General features: G+C 43.2%; 18 protein-coding genes. 3 read left to right on the top strand and 15 right to left on the bottom strand.

The window, feature by feature from the left end:
• The first annotated feature begins 62 nt into the window (after positions 1–62).
• A complete protein-coding gene (locus GQS54_RS05110) occupies positions 63–1,304 on the top strand; it encodes a site-specific integrase (protein ID WP_166422943.1) in 1,242 nt (413 codons plus the stop codon).
• An 83-nt stretch (positions 1,305–1,387) separates the two neighbouring features.
• Here GQS54_RS05110 and GQS54_RS05105 read toward each other — a convergent pair whose 3' ends face one another.
• Entirely contained in the window at positions 1,388–3,835 is a 2,448-nt protein-coding gene (locus GQS54_RS05105; protein WP_205967628.1) for a membrane-bound PQQ-dependent dehydrogenase, glucose/quinate/shikimate family, read from the bottom strand.
• Positions 3,836–4,175: 340 nt separating this feature from the next.
• Positions 4,176–5,960, bottom strand: coding sequence for an alpha-amylase family glycosyl hydrolase (locus GQS54_RS05100; protein WP_166422942.1), 1,785 nt, complete (start codon positions 5,958–5,960; stop codon positions 4,176–4,178).
• A 530-nt stretch (positions 5,961–6,490) separates the two neighbouring features.
• Between GQS54_RS05100 and GQS54_RS05095 the strand changes: the two genes are divergently transcribed.
• On the top strand, positions 6,491–7,003 hold the full coding sequence (locus GQS54_RS05095) for a hypothetical protein (RefSeq protein WP_166422941.1): 513 nt from the start codon (positions 6,491–6,493) through the stop codon (positions 7,001–7,003).
• A gap of 264 nt (positions 7,004–7,267) precedes the next feature.
• On the opposite strand, the gene GQS54_RS05090 is transcribed toward GQS54_RS05095, so the two are convergent.
• The 13 genes from GQS54_RS05090 to yceD all read right to left on the bottom strand — a co-directional run bounded on the left by GQS54_RS05090 (position 7,268) and on the right by yceD (position 17,831).
• Positions 7,268–8,044, bottom strand: coding sequence for a YchF/TatD family DNA exonuclease (locus GQS54_RS05090; RefSeq protein WP_166422940.1), 777 nt, complete (start codon positions 8,042–8,044; stop codon positions 7,268–7,270).
• Between the two features lie 70 nt (positions 8,045–8,114).
• The gene (gene holB, locus GQS54_RS05085; protein ID WP_166422939.1) at positions 8,115–9,011 is read right to left on the bottom strand and encodes a DNA polymerase III subunit delta'; all 897 of its coding nucleotides are present in this window, start codon (positions 9,009–9,011) and stop codon (positions 8,115–8,117) included.
• Position 9,012: 1 nt separating this feature from the next.
• Positions 9,013–9,642: a dTMP kinase gene (gene tmk / locus GQS54_RS05080; protein WP_166422938.1), complete on the bottom strand. Its 630-nt coding sequence runs from the start codon at positions 9,640–9,642 to the stop codon at positions 9,013–9,015.
• Positions 9,643–9,683: 41 nt separating this feature from the next.
• A complete protein-coding gene (gene mltG / locus GQS54_RS05075) occupies positions 9,684–10,685 on the bottom strand; it encodes an endolytic transglycosylase MltG (protein ID WP_166422937.1) in 1,002 nt (333 codons plus the stop codon).
• A gap of 18 nt (positions 10,686–10,703) precedes the next feature.
• The gene (gene pabC, locus GQS54_RS05070; protein WP_166422936.1) at positions 10,704–11,525 is read right to left on the bottom strand and encodes an aminodeoxychorismate lyase; all 822 of its coding nucleotides are present in this window, start codon (positions 11,523–11,525) and stop codon (positions 10,704–10,706) included.
• A gap of 109 nt (positions 11,526–11,634) precedes the next feature.
• Positions 11,635–12,873, bottom strand: coding sequence for a beta-ketoacyl-ACP synthase II (gene fabF, locus GQS54_RS05065; protein WP_166422935.1), 1,239 nt, complete (start codon positions 12,871–12,873; stop codon positions 11,635–11,637).
• A gap of 78 nt (positions 12,874–12,951) precedes the next feature.
• Positions 12,952–13,191 carry an acyl carrier protein gene (gene acpP, locus GQS54_RS05060; protein WP_006993870.1) on the bottom strand — a complete coding sequence of 80 codons (240 nt, stop codon included), beginning with the start codon at positions 13,189–13,191 and terminating at the stop codon, positions 12,952–12,954.
• A 181-nt stretch (positions 13,192–13,372) separates the two neighbouring features.
• Positions 13,373–14,110, bottom strand: a complete 738-nt coding sequence (gene fabG / locus GQS54_RS05055; RefSeq protein ID WP_166422934.1) for a 3-oxoacyl-ACP reductase FabG — start codon at positions 14,108–14,110, stop codon at positions 13,373–13,375.
• Between the two features lie 14 nt (positions 14,111–14,124).
• Positions 14,125–15,054: an ACP S-malonyltransferase gene (gene fabD / locus GQS54_RS05050; protein ID WP_166422933.1), complete on the bottom strand. Its 930-nt coding sequence runs from the start codon at positions 15,052–15,054 to the stop codon at positions 14,125–14,127.
• A 67-nt stretch (positions 15,055–15,121) separates the two neighbouring features.
• Positions 15,122–16,081 carry a beta-ketoacyl-ACP synthase III gene (locus GQS54_RS05045; RefSeq protein WP_166422932.1) on the bottom strand — a complete coding sequence of 320 codons (960 nt, stop codon included), beginning with the start codon at positions 16,079–16,081 and terminating at the stop codon, positions 15,122–15,124.
• Between the two features lie 3 nt (positions 16,082–16,084).
• Positions 16,085–17,110, bottom strand: a complete 1,026-nt coding sequence (gene plsX, locus GQS54_RS05040) for a phosphate acyltransferase PlsX (protein ID WP_166422931.1) — start codon at positions 17,108–17,110, stop codon at positions 16,085–16,087.
• A gap of 12 nt (positions 17,111–17,122) precedes the next feature.
• The gene (gene rpmF / locus GQS54_RS05035; protein ID WP_166422930.1) at positions 17,123–17,293 is read right to left on the bottom strand and encodes a 50S ribosomal protein L32; all 171 of its coding nucleotides are present in this window, start codon (positions 17,291–17,293) and stop codon (positions 17,123–17,125) included.
• 10 nt (positions 17,294–17,303) lie between these two features.
• Positions 17,304–17,831, bottom strand: coding sequence for a 23S rRNA accumulation protein YceD (gene yceD / locus GQS54_RS05030; protein ID WP_166422929.1), 528 nt, complete (start codon positions 17,829–17,831; stop codon positions 17,304–17,306).
• Between the two features lie 123 nt (positions 17,832–17,954).
• Here yceD and GQS54_RS05025 point away from each other — a divergent pair, with 123 nt between their 5' ends.
• Positions 17,955–18,545: a nucleoside triphosphate pyrophosphatase gene (locus GQS54_RS05025; protein WP_166422928.1), complete on the top strand. Its 591-nt coding sequence runs from the start codon at positions 17,955–17,957 to the stop codon at positions 18,543–18,545.
• Positions 18,546–18,564: the final 19 nt, after the last annotated feature.

Here is an 18,564-nt window from a genome sequence, read left to right as displayed (position 1 = left end):
AACTGTATAAATATACAGTTAATATGTGTTATTCCATGTTTTATCAAAATGTACCAATATACATGTCCGAGCTCGTCGAATTTATTCCGTTATTTCCTCATGCTAAGCAACTAGATGTCGGCGTGTTATACATTAATCAGCGGGTGATGGCGCTTGATCATATTATCCATGACGCCGCTTATAGTTACGAGTTAGCCATAGAATATCTTAGTGAAAATCGCTTTAACCCAAATAATTTTAAGTCAATACGCAGTGAGCTCAATCTGCTTTTTAATTGGGCATGGTTTGTTAAGGGCTGTTCAATAGCTGACATTGATCGGGTGGTATTACGTAAGTTTGTTGATTTTTGCAATCAGCCTCCGCTACATTTAATTACACAAGCCTCGTACCCATTTTTTATTGAAAATAAACAGCATAAAACATTAGCCCCTAATCCTAAGTGGCAGCCATTTGTATTACGTGACGGCACGCGATATGTGCGAAAAACAGCAACCTTAAAAGCACAGCTTTCATTATTAAGTAGTTTTTTCCTGTTTCTTAGTGATATGGAATATTGTGACAAAAATCCTGCTGCGGTCTTGTTACGTAGACTTAATGTGAATAATACCCACGTTATAGAATCGCCGGACGGAGAAAAAGCACTAAGTGAGTTACAGTGGAAAAGTGTTTGGCAGCAAGTGAATCATCTTGGGTCAACACAGCCTGAGAAACATCAACGAACCCGTTTACTTTTTGCTTTACTTTATCTGCTTTACCCTCGGGTATCAGAAATTGCCGCTCGCCCGGGATACACACCTATGATGAGTAGCTTTGCTAAGCATAGGAGTGGTCAATGGGTGTTTAAAATACCTCGAAGTAAAGGCGGCAAGAGTCGAATGATCCCCTGCCCTGATGAATTAATGGCATGTTTGATCGAGTATCGCCGTTATTTAGGGTTATCTGATTACCCTAACCCAGACGAGCAGGTGCCACTTTTTGTTCGTCATAAGGCGGGTACTCACGGGCGTGAAACAGGTATTTTAAATGCGCAGCTTGGCATTGAATCTATTCGTAGCATAGTGAGAACGGTATTTGATACAACTGCTGATAAACTTGAAAATCTCGCTCCCCATGAAGCTCATGAGTTACGAGAGTTTAGCGTTCATTCATTGAGGCATACAGGTATAACAACCTCTATCGCAGCTGGTACGCCACTACAGGTGGTAATGAAAAACGCTGGGCATGCAGATTTATCTACTTTATCTATTTATATTTCAAGCGATATACAACAACAAGCAAATTCCACCGTCACCCGTACTTTGTAGTCTTGATACGATTGATAGCGCCCTAAGCGCAGCCCTCTTATTACTAAGTACGGCTGCTAGTAGCTAGATCTATAGCTAGGTCACTAATCATCAAGTGTGTAAGCAATAACGTAGTCACCTGGAGGTGTTTCCATAAAATGGTGACCCGCTGCCACTATGACTAAATAGCTCTTACCGTTTTCACGATACAACATCGGATTTGCTTGCCCGCCAGCTGGGAGAACATCTTTCCATAACGTTTCACCAGTATTTATATCAATGGCTCGGATCAGGTTATCTGTGGCCGCAGCAATGAAAATAAGGCCACTTTTGGTGACCACGCTACCACCGTTGTTAGGTGTGCCAATGGTCAGTGGCAGGCCAGAAGAGATGCCGAAAGGGCCATTATTTCGCGCCGTACCCAGCGGTCTGTCCCAAAGTGTTTGCCCATTTTCTAAGTTGATGGCGCGAATACCACCGTATGGGGGTTGTTTACATAATAATCCGGTAAAGGGTAAACGCCATCCGGCGTTGACATCCACTGCATAGGGCGTTCCTTGCTGGGGATCGCCTGCACCTTCAGCGCCGCCATCATCATGGTCCATCTCGTCCCTTGGCTTCCAACCTCGCTCGTTAGCTTCTTTGCGAGATACCAAACGATTATAGTTAGGCATGTCGTTATAGTTAGCAATCATCACCCCGCGACTTGGATCGATGGCGACACTACCCCAGTCTGAACCACCATTGTAGCCAGGATATTGTATCCAGTGTTGGTCAGTGGTAGGTGGTGTATAGATGCCCTTGTAACTGGCTTTTTGATACTGAATACGACAAGCCAATTGGTCAAACATTGTGACACCCCACATGTCTCGTGCGGTCAAGTCGGGCTTACGTAATGTATGAAACGTCGAGAACGGCTGAGTATCCGAACGTTTTTCTGGAGCGACACCACCTGTTGGCACCTTACGTTCCTCAACTCCAGTAAGGGCTTCTCCGGTTTCCCGGTCGAGTATATAAATGTCACCTTGTTTGCTGGTTAGCACTAATGCTCTCACCAACCCTTTTTTTGATGGGTAATCAATTAAACTGACTTGAGAGCCAAGGTCATAATCCCATACATCTTTATGGACGGTTTGAAATGACCAAGCTGGTTTGCCTGTGTTGACATTAATCGCAACTAAAGATGTCGCGTATTTAATTTCAGACTCTGTACGAGAGCTACTCCAGTAGTCAGCAGATGAATTACCCATTGGCAGATAAACCAAGCCTAAGTCATTGTCACCTGTGGCTGACGTCCACATATTCGGTGTGCCTCTGGTGTACGTCTCACCCGCTGGCGGATATGTATCAATATTAGTTTTAACCATGTCCCAAGCCCAACGTAGTTCGCCCGTTTTCGCATCGAAACCTTTGATAACGCCAGAAGGCGCATAGCGTTTTTGACCATCTAGCACTTGGTGGCCTGTAATGATTACGCCTTGAACCACAACGGGTACCCCCGTGATGGCGACAAAACCATTAGGTGTTTTGCCCATATGTAGCTTGATATCGACTTGACCGTTGTCACCAAATTCGCTGCAAGAGCGGCCAGTATTAGCATCTACTTCAATAATTCGACCATCTAAGGTACCGCTGATAATACGTTCGCGGCAATTTGCTGCGTTCTTCGGAGCATCATTCAAAATAGCGTTTTCACCATATGGTTGCTCAGAATCAATATTTAGCTCAGGTAGCTTATAGTAAGCTACGCCTCTACAAGCGGCGGTATAAGGAATATCCTTATCGGCTACGTGTGGATTGTGGCGCCATATTTCTTTACCAGTTTGCGCCGAAAGAGCGATGATTTGATTACGCGCACTGCACAGATATAAACGGTCACCAATTTTAATCGGTGTTGTTTCGGCTCCATACCGTTTGGCAGGAATGTCTTTGGTTCTATACTGCCAAGCTTGTTTTAAAGAAGAGACGTTACCTGGCGTAATATCCGTTACAGGAGAAAAGCGGCTAGCATTGTTGTCACGTCCGTATACAGGCCAATCGTCGTCAGGTACATCGGCTACACCGTTTCGCTGCCCCAATTTGATCAAGCTCGTCCCAGATTGAGGCGTTTGAGCATTGTGTGTCCAATTCGTTGGAACAAATGCCATGCTAAAGGCCCCAACAAACAATACAGCGAACGCCCCAGCGAATGAAAGACTGGCCCGTTTAGAGATGCCTAAACTTGGCATCAATAAAGCCAAGATAAACCCCAACACCACAGGTACACCCATTCTTGGTACCCAACGCCAATAATCTAAACCAGACTCCCAAATGGTCCAACCTAAGGTGCCAATAAATAACAAGGCAAAAAACCAAAGACCTAAACGTTGTTTAAAATAGAGCAAAATACTGGTGACTAACAATGTCGCCCCTGCTATCGCGTAGTAGCATGAGCCATTTTCGATAACTAGCCATAGGCCACCGATGAGTAGGTACAATCCTATTAAAAAAGATAGCACCGCGAATACGCTTAGGGGCCAGTCTAAAATATGTTTTTTGGAGGAAGAAGGCATAGTGGGTTTTCCTTACTATTGGATTTCAAACCGGATTAAATTCAACACCAAATCAGTTGTTCACCATTACGGGGAACATAAGTACTACGAAGAATGGGTGTTTTCGAAATGAACAGATGCAAAGCATGCACCAAGGCTAAGTCCAGTAAAAATAGGGGGGTGAGCGTGTCGCATTAGACAGGCGTGAAATCATTTCAGCGATAATGTAATAATTACCGAAATTAAATCTCTTTAAAATTTATGTTAGGCATAAGTACTAAGGTAAGAAAGCAAGCTAGACATTACTCCTGAAAATTCAATCGTATTGAAAAGCTCACTTGTTTATAACCCTTGAGTGGGTTTAATTTAACCGCTTCAAAATGAGCACCTGATATTCAGCAATGTTTAACAACCCATACTGCTCATCGTCTCGATGTTTAAAGGAAAAGTGTTCCGGTTGATGGAAGCCATTTTGCCAGTTAAAAATGCACTCCCACTCCCTATTGTCAAAATCAGCCAATTCATAGTCATCAATACGTTGATTTTTAAAGTTGATAATAACCAACAATGGTTCGCCATTGGGTTTATCGTCTTGGGCTTGTGTATCGGTATCTCCTCGCTGATAAGCCAAAATGTTGTTTGAGTGGTCTCTATGCTTTATATGGATGCTGTCGCTATGTAAGCTAGCACTTTCCTTACGCAGTGCAATTAACGCTTTGTAGGCTTGATTCAACTGCGGGAATTGCTCAAGGCGTGACCAGTCAATAGGGTCTTTATCGTCAAACCATAAATCTTCTAATAGCTCCTGACCTTGAAATAACATCGGTATGCCAGGTGCGGTTAATGTTAATGCTGCGCCTATTACTGAGCGCTGGCGAGCAAAATAGTCCTTGTCTACATTACCTGGCGCAATCTCTTCGGCTAGTCGTGCACTGCCATTAGCCACTTCATCGTGTGACTCAACATAGACCACTCGGGAGAAAGCGTTGCCTGAATATTTACGCGTTAACGCTTTTTCAACTAGAGACAGGTCTCGATTGTTATCGTCGGCTTGGGTGAGCACGTCACGCACCGGGTGTACAAAATCAGCGTCCCACTGGGCTGTGTAACCCAAGCCGCCATGTTCGGTCAGATCTGTCACAAAATCATTGCCGTGTAAATCTTCTGCCACGACCAATTTATTTGGGTAACGGCTTTTCACTTCTGCGTTAATCCAGCGGATAAGCTCGTACGCTTCTTCAATACAATCATTAGGATCCTCAGACCCCGACACTGAACGCATATAAGGGATCATGTCCATTCGCAGCCCATCAAGCCTGAATTCTTCGAGCCACATCATGGCATTGTCGAAAATATACTGGCGCACTTGCGGACGACCATAATCTGGACGCGTATCGCCCCAAGGCGTATCACTACGCCAGTCGTTATAGAAATAGATACCGCCCTTATCATTCTCAGACCAGCCGTCAAATTGCCAAAGGTGCAAATCACTCGGACCAAAATGGTTATAAACTACGTCCAGTACCACCGCAATATTGCGCTCGTGGGCCTCTTTTACTAAATCCTTTAGTCCAGTTGGTCCACCGTAGGCTTCTTCAACAGCAAAAGGATAAGCGGGGTTATAACCCCAACTAAAATCACCAGCGAATTCATTGACTGGCATAACTTCAATACAATTGACCCCAAGCTGCGCAAGATAATCAAGTTTTTCTATTGCACTAGCAAATGTGCCAGGCTCGTCTTGGGATTTGTCAGTACAATTGAATGTACCTATATGCAGCTCGTAAATAACAAGGGCGTTCGTTTTGGCCATGCTAAATGTTGAATCGGGCCACACGTAGTCGTCATCGAACACAACTGATGCACCGACGCTATTGGTTAGTAGGCGTGCTCTAGGGTCATTACGCTTTAAAATGTCGCCTGAGTCAGTGGTAATACTAAATTGATATTGCTGGGTGTTTTTTAGATCTGGAATGGATCCGTGCCAAATACCACCATTACTTGATTGTAATGACACCCCGTTTTCGCTCCAGTTATCAAACTCACCACGAAACGAAACTTTAGCCGCATTAGGCGCCCACACGCTTACGTCATAACCTGTATCTGTTTTGAAAAGACCTAATGGATGATCCTGCTCGTTTGTCATATTCGCTCTCGGAAAAAGAAGTTTGATGAATGCATGGATAAGCGTAATACGCGCCAAGATGTGAAAATTAACCGTAAATGACAGCAACCCTTTACATTTACGCGGTTTTGTTACGGTTAACGCTATTTATTAGGGAGGTCATATTAACGTATATGAGTTAAATCTCTCCTAAAGGATATAAAATTTTGCTAGCGGTCAGTAAAATTTACCGACCGCTGGCCCTAGTGCTTTCATCAAGCGCCTTTGTTGATGGCTTTCGATAAAGTAAGAAATGAATACTTTCCCCTTTCATCCGTATACGCAGCAAGCAAATGGGCTAAAACTTTTCAAATTAGTAGCAGCTTAACTGGCAAATGGCACGAGGTTTGCGGTTCATCAACAAATTAAGATGAAATTTAGTTTAGCCAGGTAGGCGCAAACAATTAGCGATGTTTAAGTAGATTTATAACTCGATTAACGTTTCAGTCAACGGTGATTCTATTCAGCATGCTGTTAGTCACCCTCGGATATTGAAGAATGAGAGGCAAATTATGAGCAACAATATTAGCGGTAAAGTAAGTGCAATTTATACCGATGAAATCAAAGCGCGAAAAGGACTCAAGGCGGTACTTGATAACTCGGGCTTATCAAGTACCGCTGTTAAACTTGTTTCACCCCATGACAATCACTTTGACAAAAAATTAGTGAAAGATGATAAGCAAGTTGGTTCATTTATGCTTAAAGCGCATCTTTCATTCGCAATATTTGGTGTAATACTGGGCTTATTGAGTGCTGGTATTCTGGCTTTTTACGGGCCTTCCTATACTCAAGCTAGCCCAGGATTAACCGCTATGGCCCTATCAGTATTAGGCTTCTTTTTCGGTTTAATGTTAGCCGGGTTCGTCTCTTTAAGGCCAGACCAAGATGGCGTAGTCAATCAAACTCGAAGCGCGACCGAAGAAGGGAAATGGGTTGTGGTGGTTAACACACCGTCTCATGAAAAGACTCAACAAGTAGATGATATTTTAAACGAAACGGCCGAGTCCGTGACATCGAGCTTTTGATATTGTCTTTCTGTGAATATCAAAAGAAGTTACAGTATGAATTGACAGCTGGTTGTTACTTATTAAAGTGACAATCGTTGGGAGAGCGGTTTAGTTCTCAGTCGGTAATACTTTGATTTTGCTTGTCCTCGGAGTTGCTTGCCATTGGTTATTACCAACGAGCTCTGTGGCCTGCTACTGGTTATTGAATAATAATAGAGACGCTGAGCTTACTATCGCAAAGCCATGCGAAGCGTAGAGTACCTCGCATAACAGCGCTTAATTTTAAGCCTTTGCTTGAATAATATTGAAAAGTTGATAAAAGTTTCCAGTTGTTATGCGGGCGAGCTCCTCAACCGACACGCCTTTAAGCTCAGCAATAAACTCACCTACCTCTCGCACATAACCAGGTTGATTTTGCTTTCCTCGGTAAGGTACCGGAGCGAGCCAAGGGGAATCAGTCTCGATTAGCAGATTTTCTAACGGAATTTTTTTAACGACTTCTTGCAGCGCCTGAGCACTTTTAAACGTCACAATGCCTGAAATTGAAATATAGAATCCTAAGGCAATTGCGGCCTCAGCCATTTCCCAATCTTCAGTAAAACAGTGCAATACACCGCGTGTGCCGGGCGCTTTGTGTTGTTTGAGTAAGGCAATAGTATCTTGGCGCGCATCTCTGGTGTGAATAATCAGTGGTTTATTAAGCTCGTTGGCCACCTTAATGTGATCGACAAATGAGGTTAGCTGCACATCTTTGGTTTCAGCACTGTAAAAATAATCCAAGCCTGTTTCACCTATGGCTACAATATTGTCAGAGCTTGCCATGGCGAGTAATTCGTCGTAAGAGCATGCTTCATCTTGATGAAGCGGATGTACGCCACAGCTAGCAGACACATTATCAAACGGTTTAATGGATTGCATCATCGCGGGAAAGTCATTAACGGATACGCATACACATAAAAAATGTTCTACGCCTCTTTGTTGAGCAAAATGGATGACCTCAGCAAGTTCTTGCGGGCTTTTATCTAATCGGTCGAGATGACAATGTGAATCTACAAACAAGAAATTTTCCTATTTTAAAAAGTTTAGCAGTCTGTTTTACAAGGAGAGCTACCCATAGCGTTGTAAAATATTATTTTACCATTGACTGTAATATGTTGACTAATACTAGGGTTTTATTGACCCCTGGATTACGTAATTGTTCATTGGCGCTGATACACAACTTATGCATATGCCACAAAGACTCAGGATTACTCGGTCCTTTTTTCAATTTTTCAAGCAACCAAATCTGCAGCCACTTAACCATGTTGATGGCGTCATCTTGCCACTTACTAGCGAGATCAGCTGGGTCTGCTAACCCAACTTGTAACGATTCAATGCCACGGACCACATCTTGATAGCTTATTTTTGGTGGTGTTATTAGCCTCTCTACTAATAATAATGGCGATGCACCATATAAGCGTAACATAGCTTCATCAACATTTTGGTAACCTTGTTCATTTAGCCAACTTATACACGCTTGTTTAGTCGGACTTGGTAAGGAAACTTTCTCACAACGACTTAATATTGTCGGCAGCAAGCGCTCAGTTTGATCACTGAGCAACAATAAAAAGGTATTATTGGTGGGCTCTTCAAGCGTCTTGAGCAGCGCATTCGCACTGGATTCGGTCATGGTATGTGCATCATGGATCACTAAGACTTTGGCCCCTGATAGCTGGGATGAGCCCGAAAGTTTCTTAATCGCATCTCGAATTGCATCCACGCCTATTTGCTTATCAGACCGGATTTCATATAAGTCAGGATGATTGCCCGCATTAAGTAATAAACATGATTGACAATGCCCGCATGCTGCAGCGTCAGTCTGGGCAATAACTTGTTTATTTGAACATAGCAAGTAGCGACCTAATTGCTCAGCAAAATCGCTTTTACCGATGCCTTTGAGGCCTTTTAACAACAGTGCATGATGTAATTTATGCTGGGCAGCTCGTTGAAATAACTTCTGTAAAGCTCCCTGTAACCATGAGTACATGCTACGCCACCAAAAACTGTTGCATGGCGTGTTTAATATCATGGTGTACTTGTTCCATTGATTGCATGGTATTGATGATGACACAATGTGGATCGCGCTGAGCGATGCTTAGGTAACGTGCTCTGGTACGCTCAAAAAACGATATATCGAGCTGTTCAATACGATCAAGCTCTCCCCTGCCTCGTGCGCGCTTCAAGCCCTCACCAGGTTCAACATCAAGATATAAAGTGAAATCAGGCGTAAAACCTTTTAGGGTTATATCTCGAAGCGGTTGTATCAACGATTGCGGGATCTCTCGACCGCCGCCTTGATAAGCCTGCGACGACATATCATGGCGATCGCCTAATACCCAGTGTCCTTTTTTAAGCGCGGGATGAATCACATTAAACAATAACTGAGCTCTGGCAGCGTACATCAAGAGTAACTCAGCCTCAGTAGTAACCGTTTCGCCCTGCCAATCTTTTTTTACACATTCACGAATGGCTTCGGCCATCGCTGTACCACCAGGCTCGCGGGTACAGGTCAGGCTGTGACCTGCTTGTTCAATACAGGTTTTTACGATACTTACGGCGGTACTTTTACCTGCCCCCTCTAAGCCTTCAATAACTACAAATTTACCTGTTGGGATCAAACTACACTTCCTTTATCGCTAAATAATGTTCTAATTAATTATTACTGGTTTAATTGATACTGACGCACTGCCTGATTATGCTCTTGCAAGGTAGTCGAAAAATAATGGCTGCCATCCCCTTTAGATACAAAGTATAACTCATCCGTTGCCAATGGATTCAGGGCCGCATAAATGGCCAGCAAACTTGGCATCGCTATAGGCGTGGGCGTTAAACCTTTGATGATATATGTATTATAGGGTGTGGCGGTCCGTAAGTCTTTGCGCCTAATATTGCCATCGAATTGCTCGCCAATTCCGTAAATAACGGTGGGATCTGTCTGCAAGCGCATATTAAGTCTTAGTCGATTAACAAACACACCTGCTATACGTTCACGCTCATCGGCTCGAGCGGTTTCTTTTTCAATAATGGAAGCCATGATTAACGCGTCATATGACGAGGTGTAAGGGAGGTTTTGCTCTCTTTGTTGCCATAGATTTTGTAATGCACTTTGCATCTCACTGTGCGCCCTTTGAACGAGCGAAAATGCGGATGTACCCGCAACGAAGTAATAGGTGTCCGGTAATAACCACCCTTCTAATGTATTGCCTTGTAAGTCGTGGACTAATCGAGCAACATTATCTTCAAAATCATCTTTAACGGTAATATGCGGGTCGGACATTATTTGTGTACGCCAATCTTGCCACCTGAGACCTTCAATAAGGGTGATAGCAAATTGCTTTTCCTTGCCACTTGCGATCAGGCGAAAGACATCAATACCGTTCATTCCTGGCAATAATTCATAGGTTCCAGCTTTAACGTGGGTTAATTCTGGCATAAGCTTTAACATGACTTTTAACCCAAGAGTATGTTCAATAAGTCCTTGCTGTTTTAACTGGCCGAGGATGCTATTGGAAAATTGACCTTTATCGATAATCAGTAAGGTTGACTGCTCGAGTTGTAGGGGTTTTTCGGCCTGCTGTTGAAAATAATAATAGCCTGTCATTAAAGTAACGACTGTCAGAGTAATCAACCATGAGGTTGTTTTAATTAGGTTAATTTTCACTATACCGCCACTTTAAGATTAAACACGATGATGGGTAACTTCTTGTTGCACTTGACGAGTTTTATCAGTGCGATAATACGCCCGATGTCCATCTGCAAATTCGATTGCATTGACCGGCACCACCCCCATTAGGCTATTACATACGAAGACTTCAATAGCCGATTGTATGGTGTTTAGCCCCTCTCGACACAGGTAAAAATCGATAGCGTTTTGCTTGAAATGTTCAATAATATGGTTACGCATAACCCCTTCGACACCACTAAAACAGAGTGATGGTGTAAACCAAGCGTTGTCGTGAAACCAAAACAAGTTACCAACAGATGATTCGATAATCATGTTATCGGTGTCCAGCACAATACAATCATGGAAAGCGTCAAGGGCCAGTTCACGTTTGATAAAGACTTGCTCTAATCGATTTAGATGTTTCAACCCTGCTAAAAGAGGTTGTTTAGCCAGCGTGATATTACTCACATTTAACTCGATGCCGATTTCTTGCCAACATTTATATTGTGTTGGCATAGGGTGAAGAGTAATTATATACACAGGTTTATCTGCGCCGATAGGGCTGTAACCGCGACCACCTGAACCACGAGAAATTAATATTTTCAATACGGCGAGGGTCTCGTTTTGCGCACAATTGAATGCAGACCGACTGAGTTCGTCCCAATCGGTAAATGGTATATATAGGCGTTCACAGGTGTGCTTTAAGCGCTCTAAATGTGCTTTCCAAAGCTCTATTTCACCCTGTTTTACGGCCATTGTGGTAAAACATCCATCGCCGTACTGTGTTGCTCTGTCGGCAATATCAATTTGTTCGGCAGGTAATCCATTTACAATCATGAGATATCTTAGCAGTGAGTCGTGTCAATCTGAACGAAAAAAGCCTGTAATAGCAATGATATTACAGGCTTTGTCTGGATACTAATAAAGTTGAATTAATGGCTAATAATTACACTTTTTTAAACAGTAACGAACCATTTGTACCACCGAATCCAAATGAATTACACAGAGCATATTCCATATTGACCGAACGGGTTTCGTGGGGCACAAAATCGAGATCGCAGCCTTCACCAGGGTTGTCTAAATTTATGGTTGGGGGAGCAACTTGATCACGCAACGCCAGAATCGTAAAAATAGCTTCTACTGCACCTGCAGCGCCAAGCAAATGCCCTGTCATAGATTTAGTCGAACTCACTAAGACTTTATTGGCGTATCCCTCAAAGATACTTTTCACTGCTGCCACTTCAGCAACATCACCTGCTGGTGTTGAGGTACCATGAGCATTGATATAGCCAACTTGGCGCGCATTAAGTGATGCATCATTTAAGGCGTTTTGCATCGCCGCGGCAGCGCCTTCACCATTTTCAGGTGGTGAAGTCATATGATAAGCATCTCCGCTCATTCCGAACCCAACAAGCTCTGCATAAATTCTTGCGCCGCGTGCTTTAGCCGATTCGTACTCTTCTAGCATAACCACACCAGCGCCCTCGCCCATAACAAAACCATCACGGTCTTTATCCCAGGGGCGACTAGCAATTTCTGGCGCGTCATTACGCGTAGAAAGCGCTCTGGCTGCTGCAAAACCGCCTAAACCCAATGGGCAAATAGACGCTTCAGCACCACCCGCTAACATAGCGTCAGCATCGCCGTACGCGATAAGACGTGCGGCTACGCCCATATTATGCACACCTGTGGTACAGGCAGTCACAATATTTAAATTAGGCCCTTTCAAACCTTTCATAATCGACAAAAAACCTGAGATCATGTTGGTGATGGTGGCAGGTACAAAAAACGGTGATATACGCTTGGGACCAGAGTTAACCAACTTGGTGTGGTTTTCTTCAATCAAACTTAAGCCACCAATACCTGATCCAATTGCGACTCCGACACGTGCCGCATTCTTGTCAGTGATCTCCAGACCTGAATCAGCTAAAGCTTGCATTCCCGCTGCAACGCCAAATTGAATAAACTTGTCCATTTTCTTGGTTTCTTTTTTTGCAATGTAGTCTTCAACATTGAAGCCTTTCACTTCACCTGCAAAATGCGTCGTATATTCCGATGCATCAAAAACCGTAATGGGACCTATACCACTTTTACCGTTGACGATATTCTGCCACGTGGAAGCATAATCATTGCCCACAGGAGAGAGTACGCCAAGACCGGTTACTACAACCCGACGTTTAGCCACTTTGGCCTCCGAACGTAATTTGAATTAGGTGTATTAGATAAAAGAAACGGCTCAGAAAGAGCCGTTTTTAAAAACTGTTTACGCGTCTTTGTGAGCGTTAACGTAGTCAATTGCTGATTGAACTGTAGTGATTTTTTCTGCTTCTTCATCAGGAATTTCAGTATCGAATTCCTCTTCTAAAGCCATAACCAATTCAACTGTGTCTAGAGAATCCGCACCTAGATCATCAACAAACGAGGCTTCTGATTTTACTTCTTCTTCTTTAACACCAAGTTGTTCAATAATGATTTTTTTAACGCGTTCTTCGATGTCACTCATAATTCTAGTTTTCCCTTAAAAGTCGCTAGATATAAATTTCGAGTAGTGTATTCACCAACCCACTGCCTTGCAAGCAAGACCTTGAAGTTTTTTACTGGTCGAACCACTAAAACTATACAATAATTAACTAAAAAATAACAGGCAAGTGATGATTTAATAACATAGTTGTTAGTTAAACACACTACCCCATAAACATTCCACCATTTACATGCAAGGTTTCACCCGTAATGTAAGCGGCGCTATTACTAGCTAAAAAGCCAACCGCTGCAGCTACTTCTTGAACAGAGCCTAAGCGATTTGCTGGAATATCTTTAAAAATGGTTTCGCGTTGGTCATCAGTTAATGCTTTGGTCATATCGGTATCGATAAAACCTGGCGCAACCACATTGACCGTAATGCCACGAGAAGCAACCTCGCGAGCCATGGACTTACTGAACCCAATTACACCCGCTTTAGCTGCAGCATAGTTGGCTTGACCAGCATTACCTGTGCTACCAACAACAGAACCAATATTAATGATTCTACCACAACGCTTTTTCATCATGCCACGTAAAACTGCTTTAGACATATTAAATACTGACGTAAGGTTAGTATTTATAATATCTTGCCACTCGTGATCTTTCATCCGCATAAGGAGATTGTCCCGAGTGATACCCGCATTATTAACTAAAATGTCAATTACACCAAACTGCTCAGCCACAGCGGATAACAAGGTTGCCATTGACTCGGGGTCAGAGACATTTAATACCATCCCCTTGCCGTTTGTACCTAGATATTCACTTATGGCTTGGGCGCCGCTTTCAGAGGTAGCTGTACCGATAACAGTGGCACCATCATTGACCAATTGCTCAGCAATAGCTTTGCCAATACCACGACTAGCACCGGTTACCAATGCTATTTTTCCATCTAATCCAGACATGTATTTTCTCTTTATTATCGAATAACGGAGACTGTTTCCGAGTTATTAACTGCGTCACAGCTTAACGATTTATCTATGCGCTTAATCAGGCCTGTTAATACTTTGCCAGGACCAATTTCTTGAAGTTGAGTCACGTCTAACGATGCAAGCTTTTGAACCGTTTCTGTCCAGCGAACAGGGCTATACAACTGACGCAAAAGTGCATTCTTAATCTCTTGTGATTTGGTTTCAATTGCCACGTCAACGTTATTGATTACAGGAATAGACGGGGCACTAAATTCAATTGAATCAAATAAAATGGCAAGTTTATCCGCCGCAGGTTTCATTAGCGCACAGTGTGATGGCACACTAACCGCCAATGGCAACGCGCGTTTTGCACCGGCTACTTTACATAACTCAGCGGCTTTTTCAGCGGCTTGCGCATTACCTGCAATGACCACTTGGCCTGGAGAATTAAAGTTGACCGCTGAAACAACTAGCTGCGTTTCGGTCTGCGCTTGGGCACATGCTTGTATTACTTTAGCATCGTCTAAACCAATTATGGCATACATCGCGCCAACCCCTTCAGGTACAGCTTGTTGCATGAATTGACCACGGGCTTCAACTAATTTAATGCCGTCTTCAAAGGTCAATACCCCTGAACATACTAAAGCTGAATACTCACCAAGGCTATGACCCGCTAAGTAATGCGGTAAATTGACATCCTGAGCTTTTAACACTTGGAAAATAGCGTAACTGGCTGCTAATAATGCTGGTTGAGTAACGTGTGTTTGACCTAGCGTTTGGTTGTTGTCGTTCTGTACAACATCCCAAAGATCATAACCTAACACTTTACTTGCGCGGCTAAATGTCTCTTCTACTTGCGGATAGTTTTCCGCTAAGTCTTTCAACATGCCCACTGTTTGTGATCCTTGACCAGGAAACACCCACGCGCGTTTAGACATAAAACTTCCTTTCAATTGCTCACTAAAATCAATAAATTTATAAGCTTAGTTTATTTAAATTTTTTTGTTAATAACGAATTAGGGCTGAGGCCCAAGCAAATCCGCCACCAAAGGCTTCTAACAATAAGTTTTGACCGCGTTTGATACGGCCATCACGAATCGCTTCATCTAATGCAGTCGGTACGGTAGCGGCTGAGGTATTACCGTAGCGCTCTAAAGTCATGACAACTTGATCAAGAGACATGTCTAATTTTTTAGCCGTAGCCTTAATAATCCGAAAGTTCGCTTGATGGGGTACAAGCCAGTCTAAATCGGATTTCTGCATATTATTGGCTGCAAGTGTTTCCTCAACAATTTCGCTCAATTTAGTCACCGCGACACGGAATACTTCATTGCCTTTCATGGTGCCCCAATTTTCGTGAATGGATAATTCATCACCACGGGTTGGATTACCAATGGCAAGTAAGTCACCATATGAGCCAGCAGCATGAATGTGAGTAGATAGAATACCAGGCTCTTCACTTGCTTCGATAATAGTGGCCCCTGCGGCGTCTCCAAATAATATGACCATGGTCCTATCTTCTGGGCTGATCATACGACTTAAACAGTCTGTTCCAATCACCAAAATACGTTTCGCCATACCTGATTTTATGTACTGATCTGCCACGCTCAATGCGTAACAATAACCAGCACAGGCGGCCGCTACATCAAATGCAGGGATACCATCTATATCTAAGGCTTTTTGTATTTCACAGGCAGTACTGGGTAATGAATGACGACCGCTTGTGGTAGCACATACGATCATATCGAGAGTTTTAGCGTCTATACCAGCGGCCTCTAGTGCCTTCTTACTGGCTTCATAACCCATGGTCGCCGCAGTTTCGTGAGCACCAATGATGCGACGCTCTTTGATACCGGTCCGATCCGTTATCCATTCGTCTGAGGTATCAACCATAAGAGATAAATCTGCGTTGCTGCGCACTTCGCTTGGATAATAACTACCTGTTCCAATTATTCTAGAATTCATTAATTATGCGCGCTCCATCAAGAGGTTTTCTATTTTATCTTTAATTTTAGTGGGAACTTGACGATTAGCCTCCTGAACGGCTTCTCGAATAGCATACAAAAATGCCTCATCTGAGGCGTTTCCGTGGCTCTTGACCACAATTCCGCGCAATCCTATCAGACTCGCGCCATTATACTGGTCGGGGTTCACTCGTAAATAAAGCCGACGCAATAAAGGACGAGCCAATTTCGCCATAATTTTGCTCATCAAGTTCCGCTGAGCGTCACGTTTTATCTGTTCAATCAATAACTTAACTAGACCTTCACATGACTTTAACGCAATATTTCCAGAGAAACCGTCCGTAACAATTACATCTGCTATGTCATTGAAAATATCGTTACCTTCGACGAAGCCTATATAATTCACTTGCTGACTGGCCATTAACAGTGCATTGGCTTGCTTAATCGCTGCTGGGCCTTTAATTTGCTCTTCACCGACATTTAAAATAGCGACACGGGGCTTTTTTACACCTGCAATTTGCTCTGCCAATACAGAGCCCATAACTGCATTCTGTAAAAGGGTTTGAGCATCGCATTGTATTGTTGCGCCTAAGTCTAACAAGAAGACTTTGCGCCCTTTTGCGGTGGGTAGGCTCGAAACTAAAGCGGGTCGGCTTACACCTGACAACATTTTTAATTGTGAGCATGCTATCGCCAAGAGTGCACCGGTATTGCCTGCGCTGACGCACGCATCGGCCAAACCATCTTTAACATGTTTAATAGCACATGCCATTGAAGAATCTTTTTTATGTCGAAGTGCAGACACGGGGTTGTCGTCCATCAGAACCTGCTGGTTGCAATGCACAATTATATATCGATTAGGGGACAAATGAGGGTGTTGGCTTAACCAAGATGTGATTACATTTTCGTCACCACAAAAAACTAAGTGAAGATGAGGAAACTCAGTGAGTGCTTTAAATGCAGCGGATAGAATAATATGGGGGCCGTTATCGCCCCCCATAATATCTAACGCTAAGGTTAGATGACGCAAAGTTATCTCAAATTATAATGAGAGAACTTTTTTGCCTTTGTAGTAACCATCAGCTGTAACGTGATGACGAATATGCGTCTCACCTGATGTTGAATCTACAGACATAGTCGCAGTTCCCAACGCATCATGCGAACGACGCATGCCACGCTTTGAACGAGTTTTACGATTCTTTTGTACTGCCATTAGTTTGCTCCTAGTCTCGCTTAAGTTCTTTCAAAACCGCGAACGGGTTTGGACGTTCATCGACCGGTTCAATTTTTCCGAAAGACATGTCCTTTGCTTTTGTGCCGCAATCCTCCTCTGCATGAAGGGCGACAATAGGCAAAGATAAAATCATTTCGTCTTCAAATAATTGAAGTAAATTGACTTCTCCGTGGTCATTGACCTCTACCGGGTCGTAAATATCCGGTAACTCATCGGCCTTTTCATCATCAAATCCCTGCACAGGACTGAAACAAAATGACACATCTAAAGGATGAGTAAAAACACCATTACATCTTTGACAGATGAGTGATGTTTCGCAATGAATTTTACCTTCGAAATAAGAAAGACCCTGCTCGTCTTTTAAAAACTTCATTTCGATTTCAACTTCATCGTCTATGCTAGCAACCGTACCAACCAACCGCGGCATATCAGCCGTTAACATCACACCCTTATATTCAGAGCGTTTTGTGGCACTTTTGATAGGATCGAGCTGTCTGGGTAATTTTACTTTCTGCATAGCGCGCGCATGATAAAGGCTGAAAAGGGTTTAGTCAAAGAAAATATAATCTTAAGTCCTATGTAAAGTAAGCATTTTATGCTTTTATGTCGGCCGACAATTATAATACAGGTCGCTAATTTGATGAAACTAATTCTTGCTTCAACCTCTTTATATCGTAAATCCTTGCTTGCCAAGCTTTGTATCCCCTTCACGTGTGAGTCACCTGATGTAGATGAAACGCCTTCAATAGATGAAAAACCCGAACAGTTAGTTTCTCGCTTGTCGCTCGCTAAAGCTGCAGATGTGGCCGCCCGTCATCAAGGGATTGTGATTGGCTCTGATCAAGTTGCTTGCGTTGATGGGAAGATACTGGGTAAACCAGCCAATTTCAGCAATGCCTTTAAGCAACTCACTTTTTTAAGTGGCAGAACAGTAACCTTTTATACGGGGCTGGCATTGTTCGACAGTCAAACGGGCAAACACGAAACGATGGTTGAAACATTTGATGTGTCCTTTAAGGATCTGTCATCAGAAAATATTACCCGGTATCTGGAAATTGAAACGCCCTATGACTGTGCAGGGAGTTTCAAAAGCGAAGGGTTGGGTATTTGTTTATTTTCTAGTCTAGACGGACGCGATCCAAATACGCTGGTCGGCTTGCCGTTGATCGCGCTTATTGAGTTACTGGCAAAATTCGATGTGAACGTATTTGATTACATTCAAAAAAACTAAAGGCGCATGGTTTCATCAG

The organism is Paraglaciecola sp. 20A4 (assembly GCF_011378905.1).
GTDB lineage: Bacteria > Pseudomonadota > Gammaproteobacteria > Enterobacterales > Alteromonadaceae > Paraglaciecola.
The sequence above is the reverse complement of the archived record's forward strand: the minus strand, read 5'-3'. Positions and strand labels throughout refer to the sequence as shown.

Bases quoted from the DNA above. Each gene is read 5' to 3' on its own strand.
- rpmF (WP_166422930.1), bottom strand. From the start codon at position 17,293: ATGGCAGTACAAAAGAATCGTAAAACTCGTTCAAAGCGTGGCATGCGT.
- pabC (WP_166422936.1), bottom strand. From the start codon at position 11,525: ATGATTGTAAATGGATTACCTGCCGAACAAATTGATATTGCCGACAGA.
- GQS54_RS05110 (WP_166422943.1), top strand. From the start codon at position 63: ATGTCCGAGCTCGTCGAATTTATTCCGTTATTTCCTCATGCTAAGCAA.
- GQS54_RS05100 (WP_166422942.1), bottom strand. From the start codon at position 5,960: ATGACAAACGAGCAGGATCATCCATTAGGTCTTTTCAAAACAGATACA.
- fabG (WP_166422934.1), bottom strand. From the start codon at position 14,110: ATGTCTGGATTAGATGGAAAAATAGCATTGGTAACCGGTGCTAGTCGT.
- holB (WP_166422939.1), bottom strand. From the start codon at position 9,011: ATGTACTCATGGTTACAGGGAGCTTTACAGAAGTTATTTCAACGAGCT.
- GQS54_RS05105 (WP_205967628.1), bottom strand. From the start codon at position 3,835: ATGCCTTCTTCCTCCAAAAAACATATTTTAGACTGGCCCCTAAGCGTA.
- GQS54_RS05025 (WP_166422928.1), top strand. From the start codon at position 17,955: ATGAAACTAATTCTTGCTTCAACCTCTTTATATCGTAAATCCTTGCTT.
- GQS54_RS05095 (WP_166422941.1), top strand. From the start codon at position 6,491: ATGAGCAACAATATTAGCGGTAAAGTAAGTGCAATTTATACCGATGAA.
- acpP (WP_006993870.1), bottom strand. From the start codon at position 13,191: ATGAGTGACATCGAAGAACGCGTTAAAAAAATCATTATTGAACAACTT.
- fabD (WP_166422933.1), bottom strand. From the start codon at position 15,054: ATGTCTAAACGCGCGTGGGTGTTTCCTGGTCAAGGATCACAAACAGTG.
- GQS54_RS05045 (WP_166422932.1), bottom strand. From the start codon at position 16,081: ATGAATTCTAGAATAATTGGAACAGGTAGTTATTATCCAAGCGAAGTG.
- yceD (WP_166422929.1), bottom strand. From the start codon at position 17,831: ATGCAGAAAGTAAAATTACCCAGACAGCTCGATCCTATCAAAAGTGCC.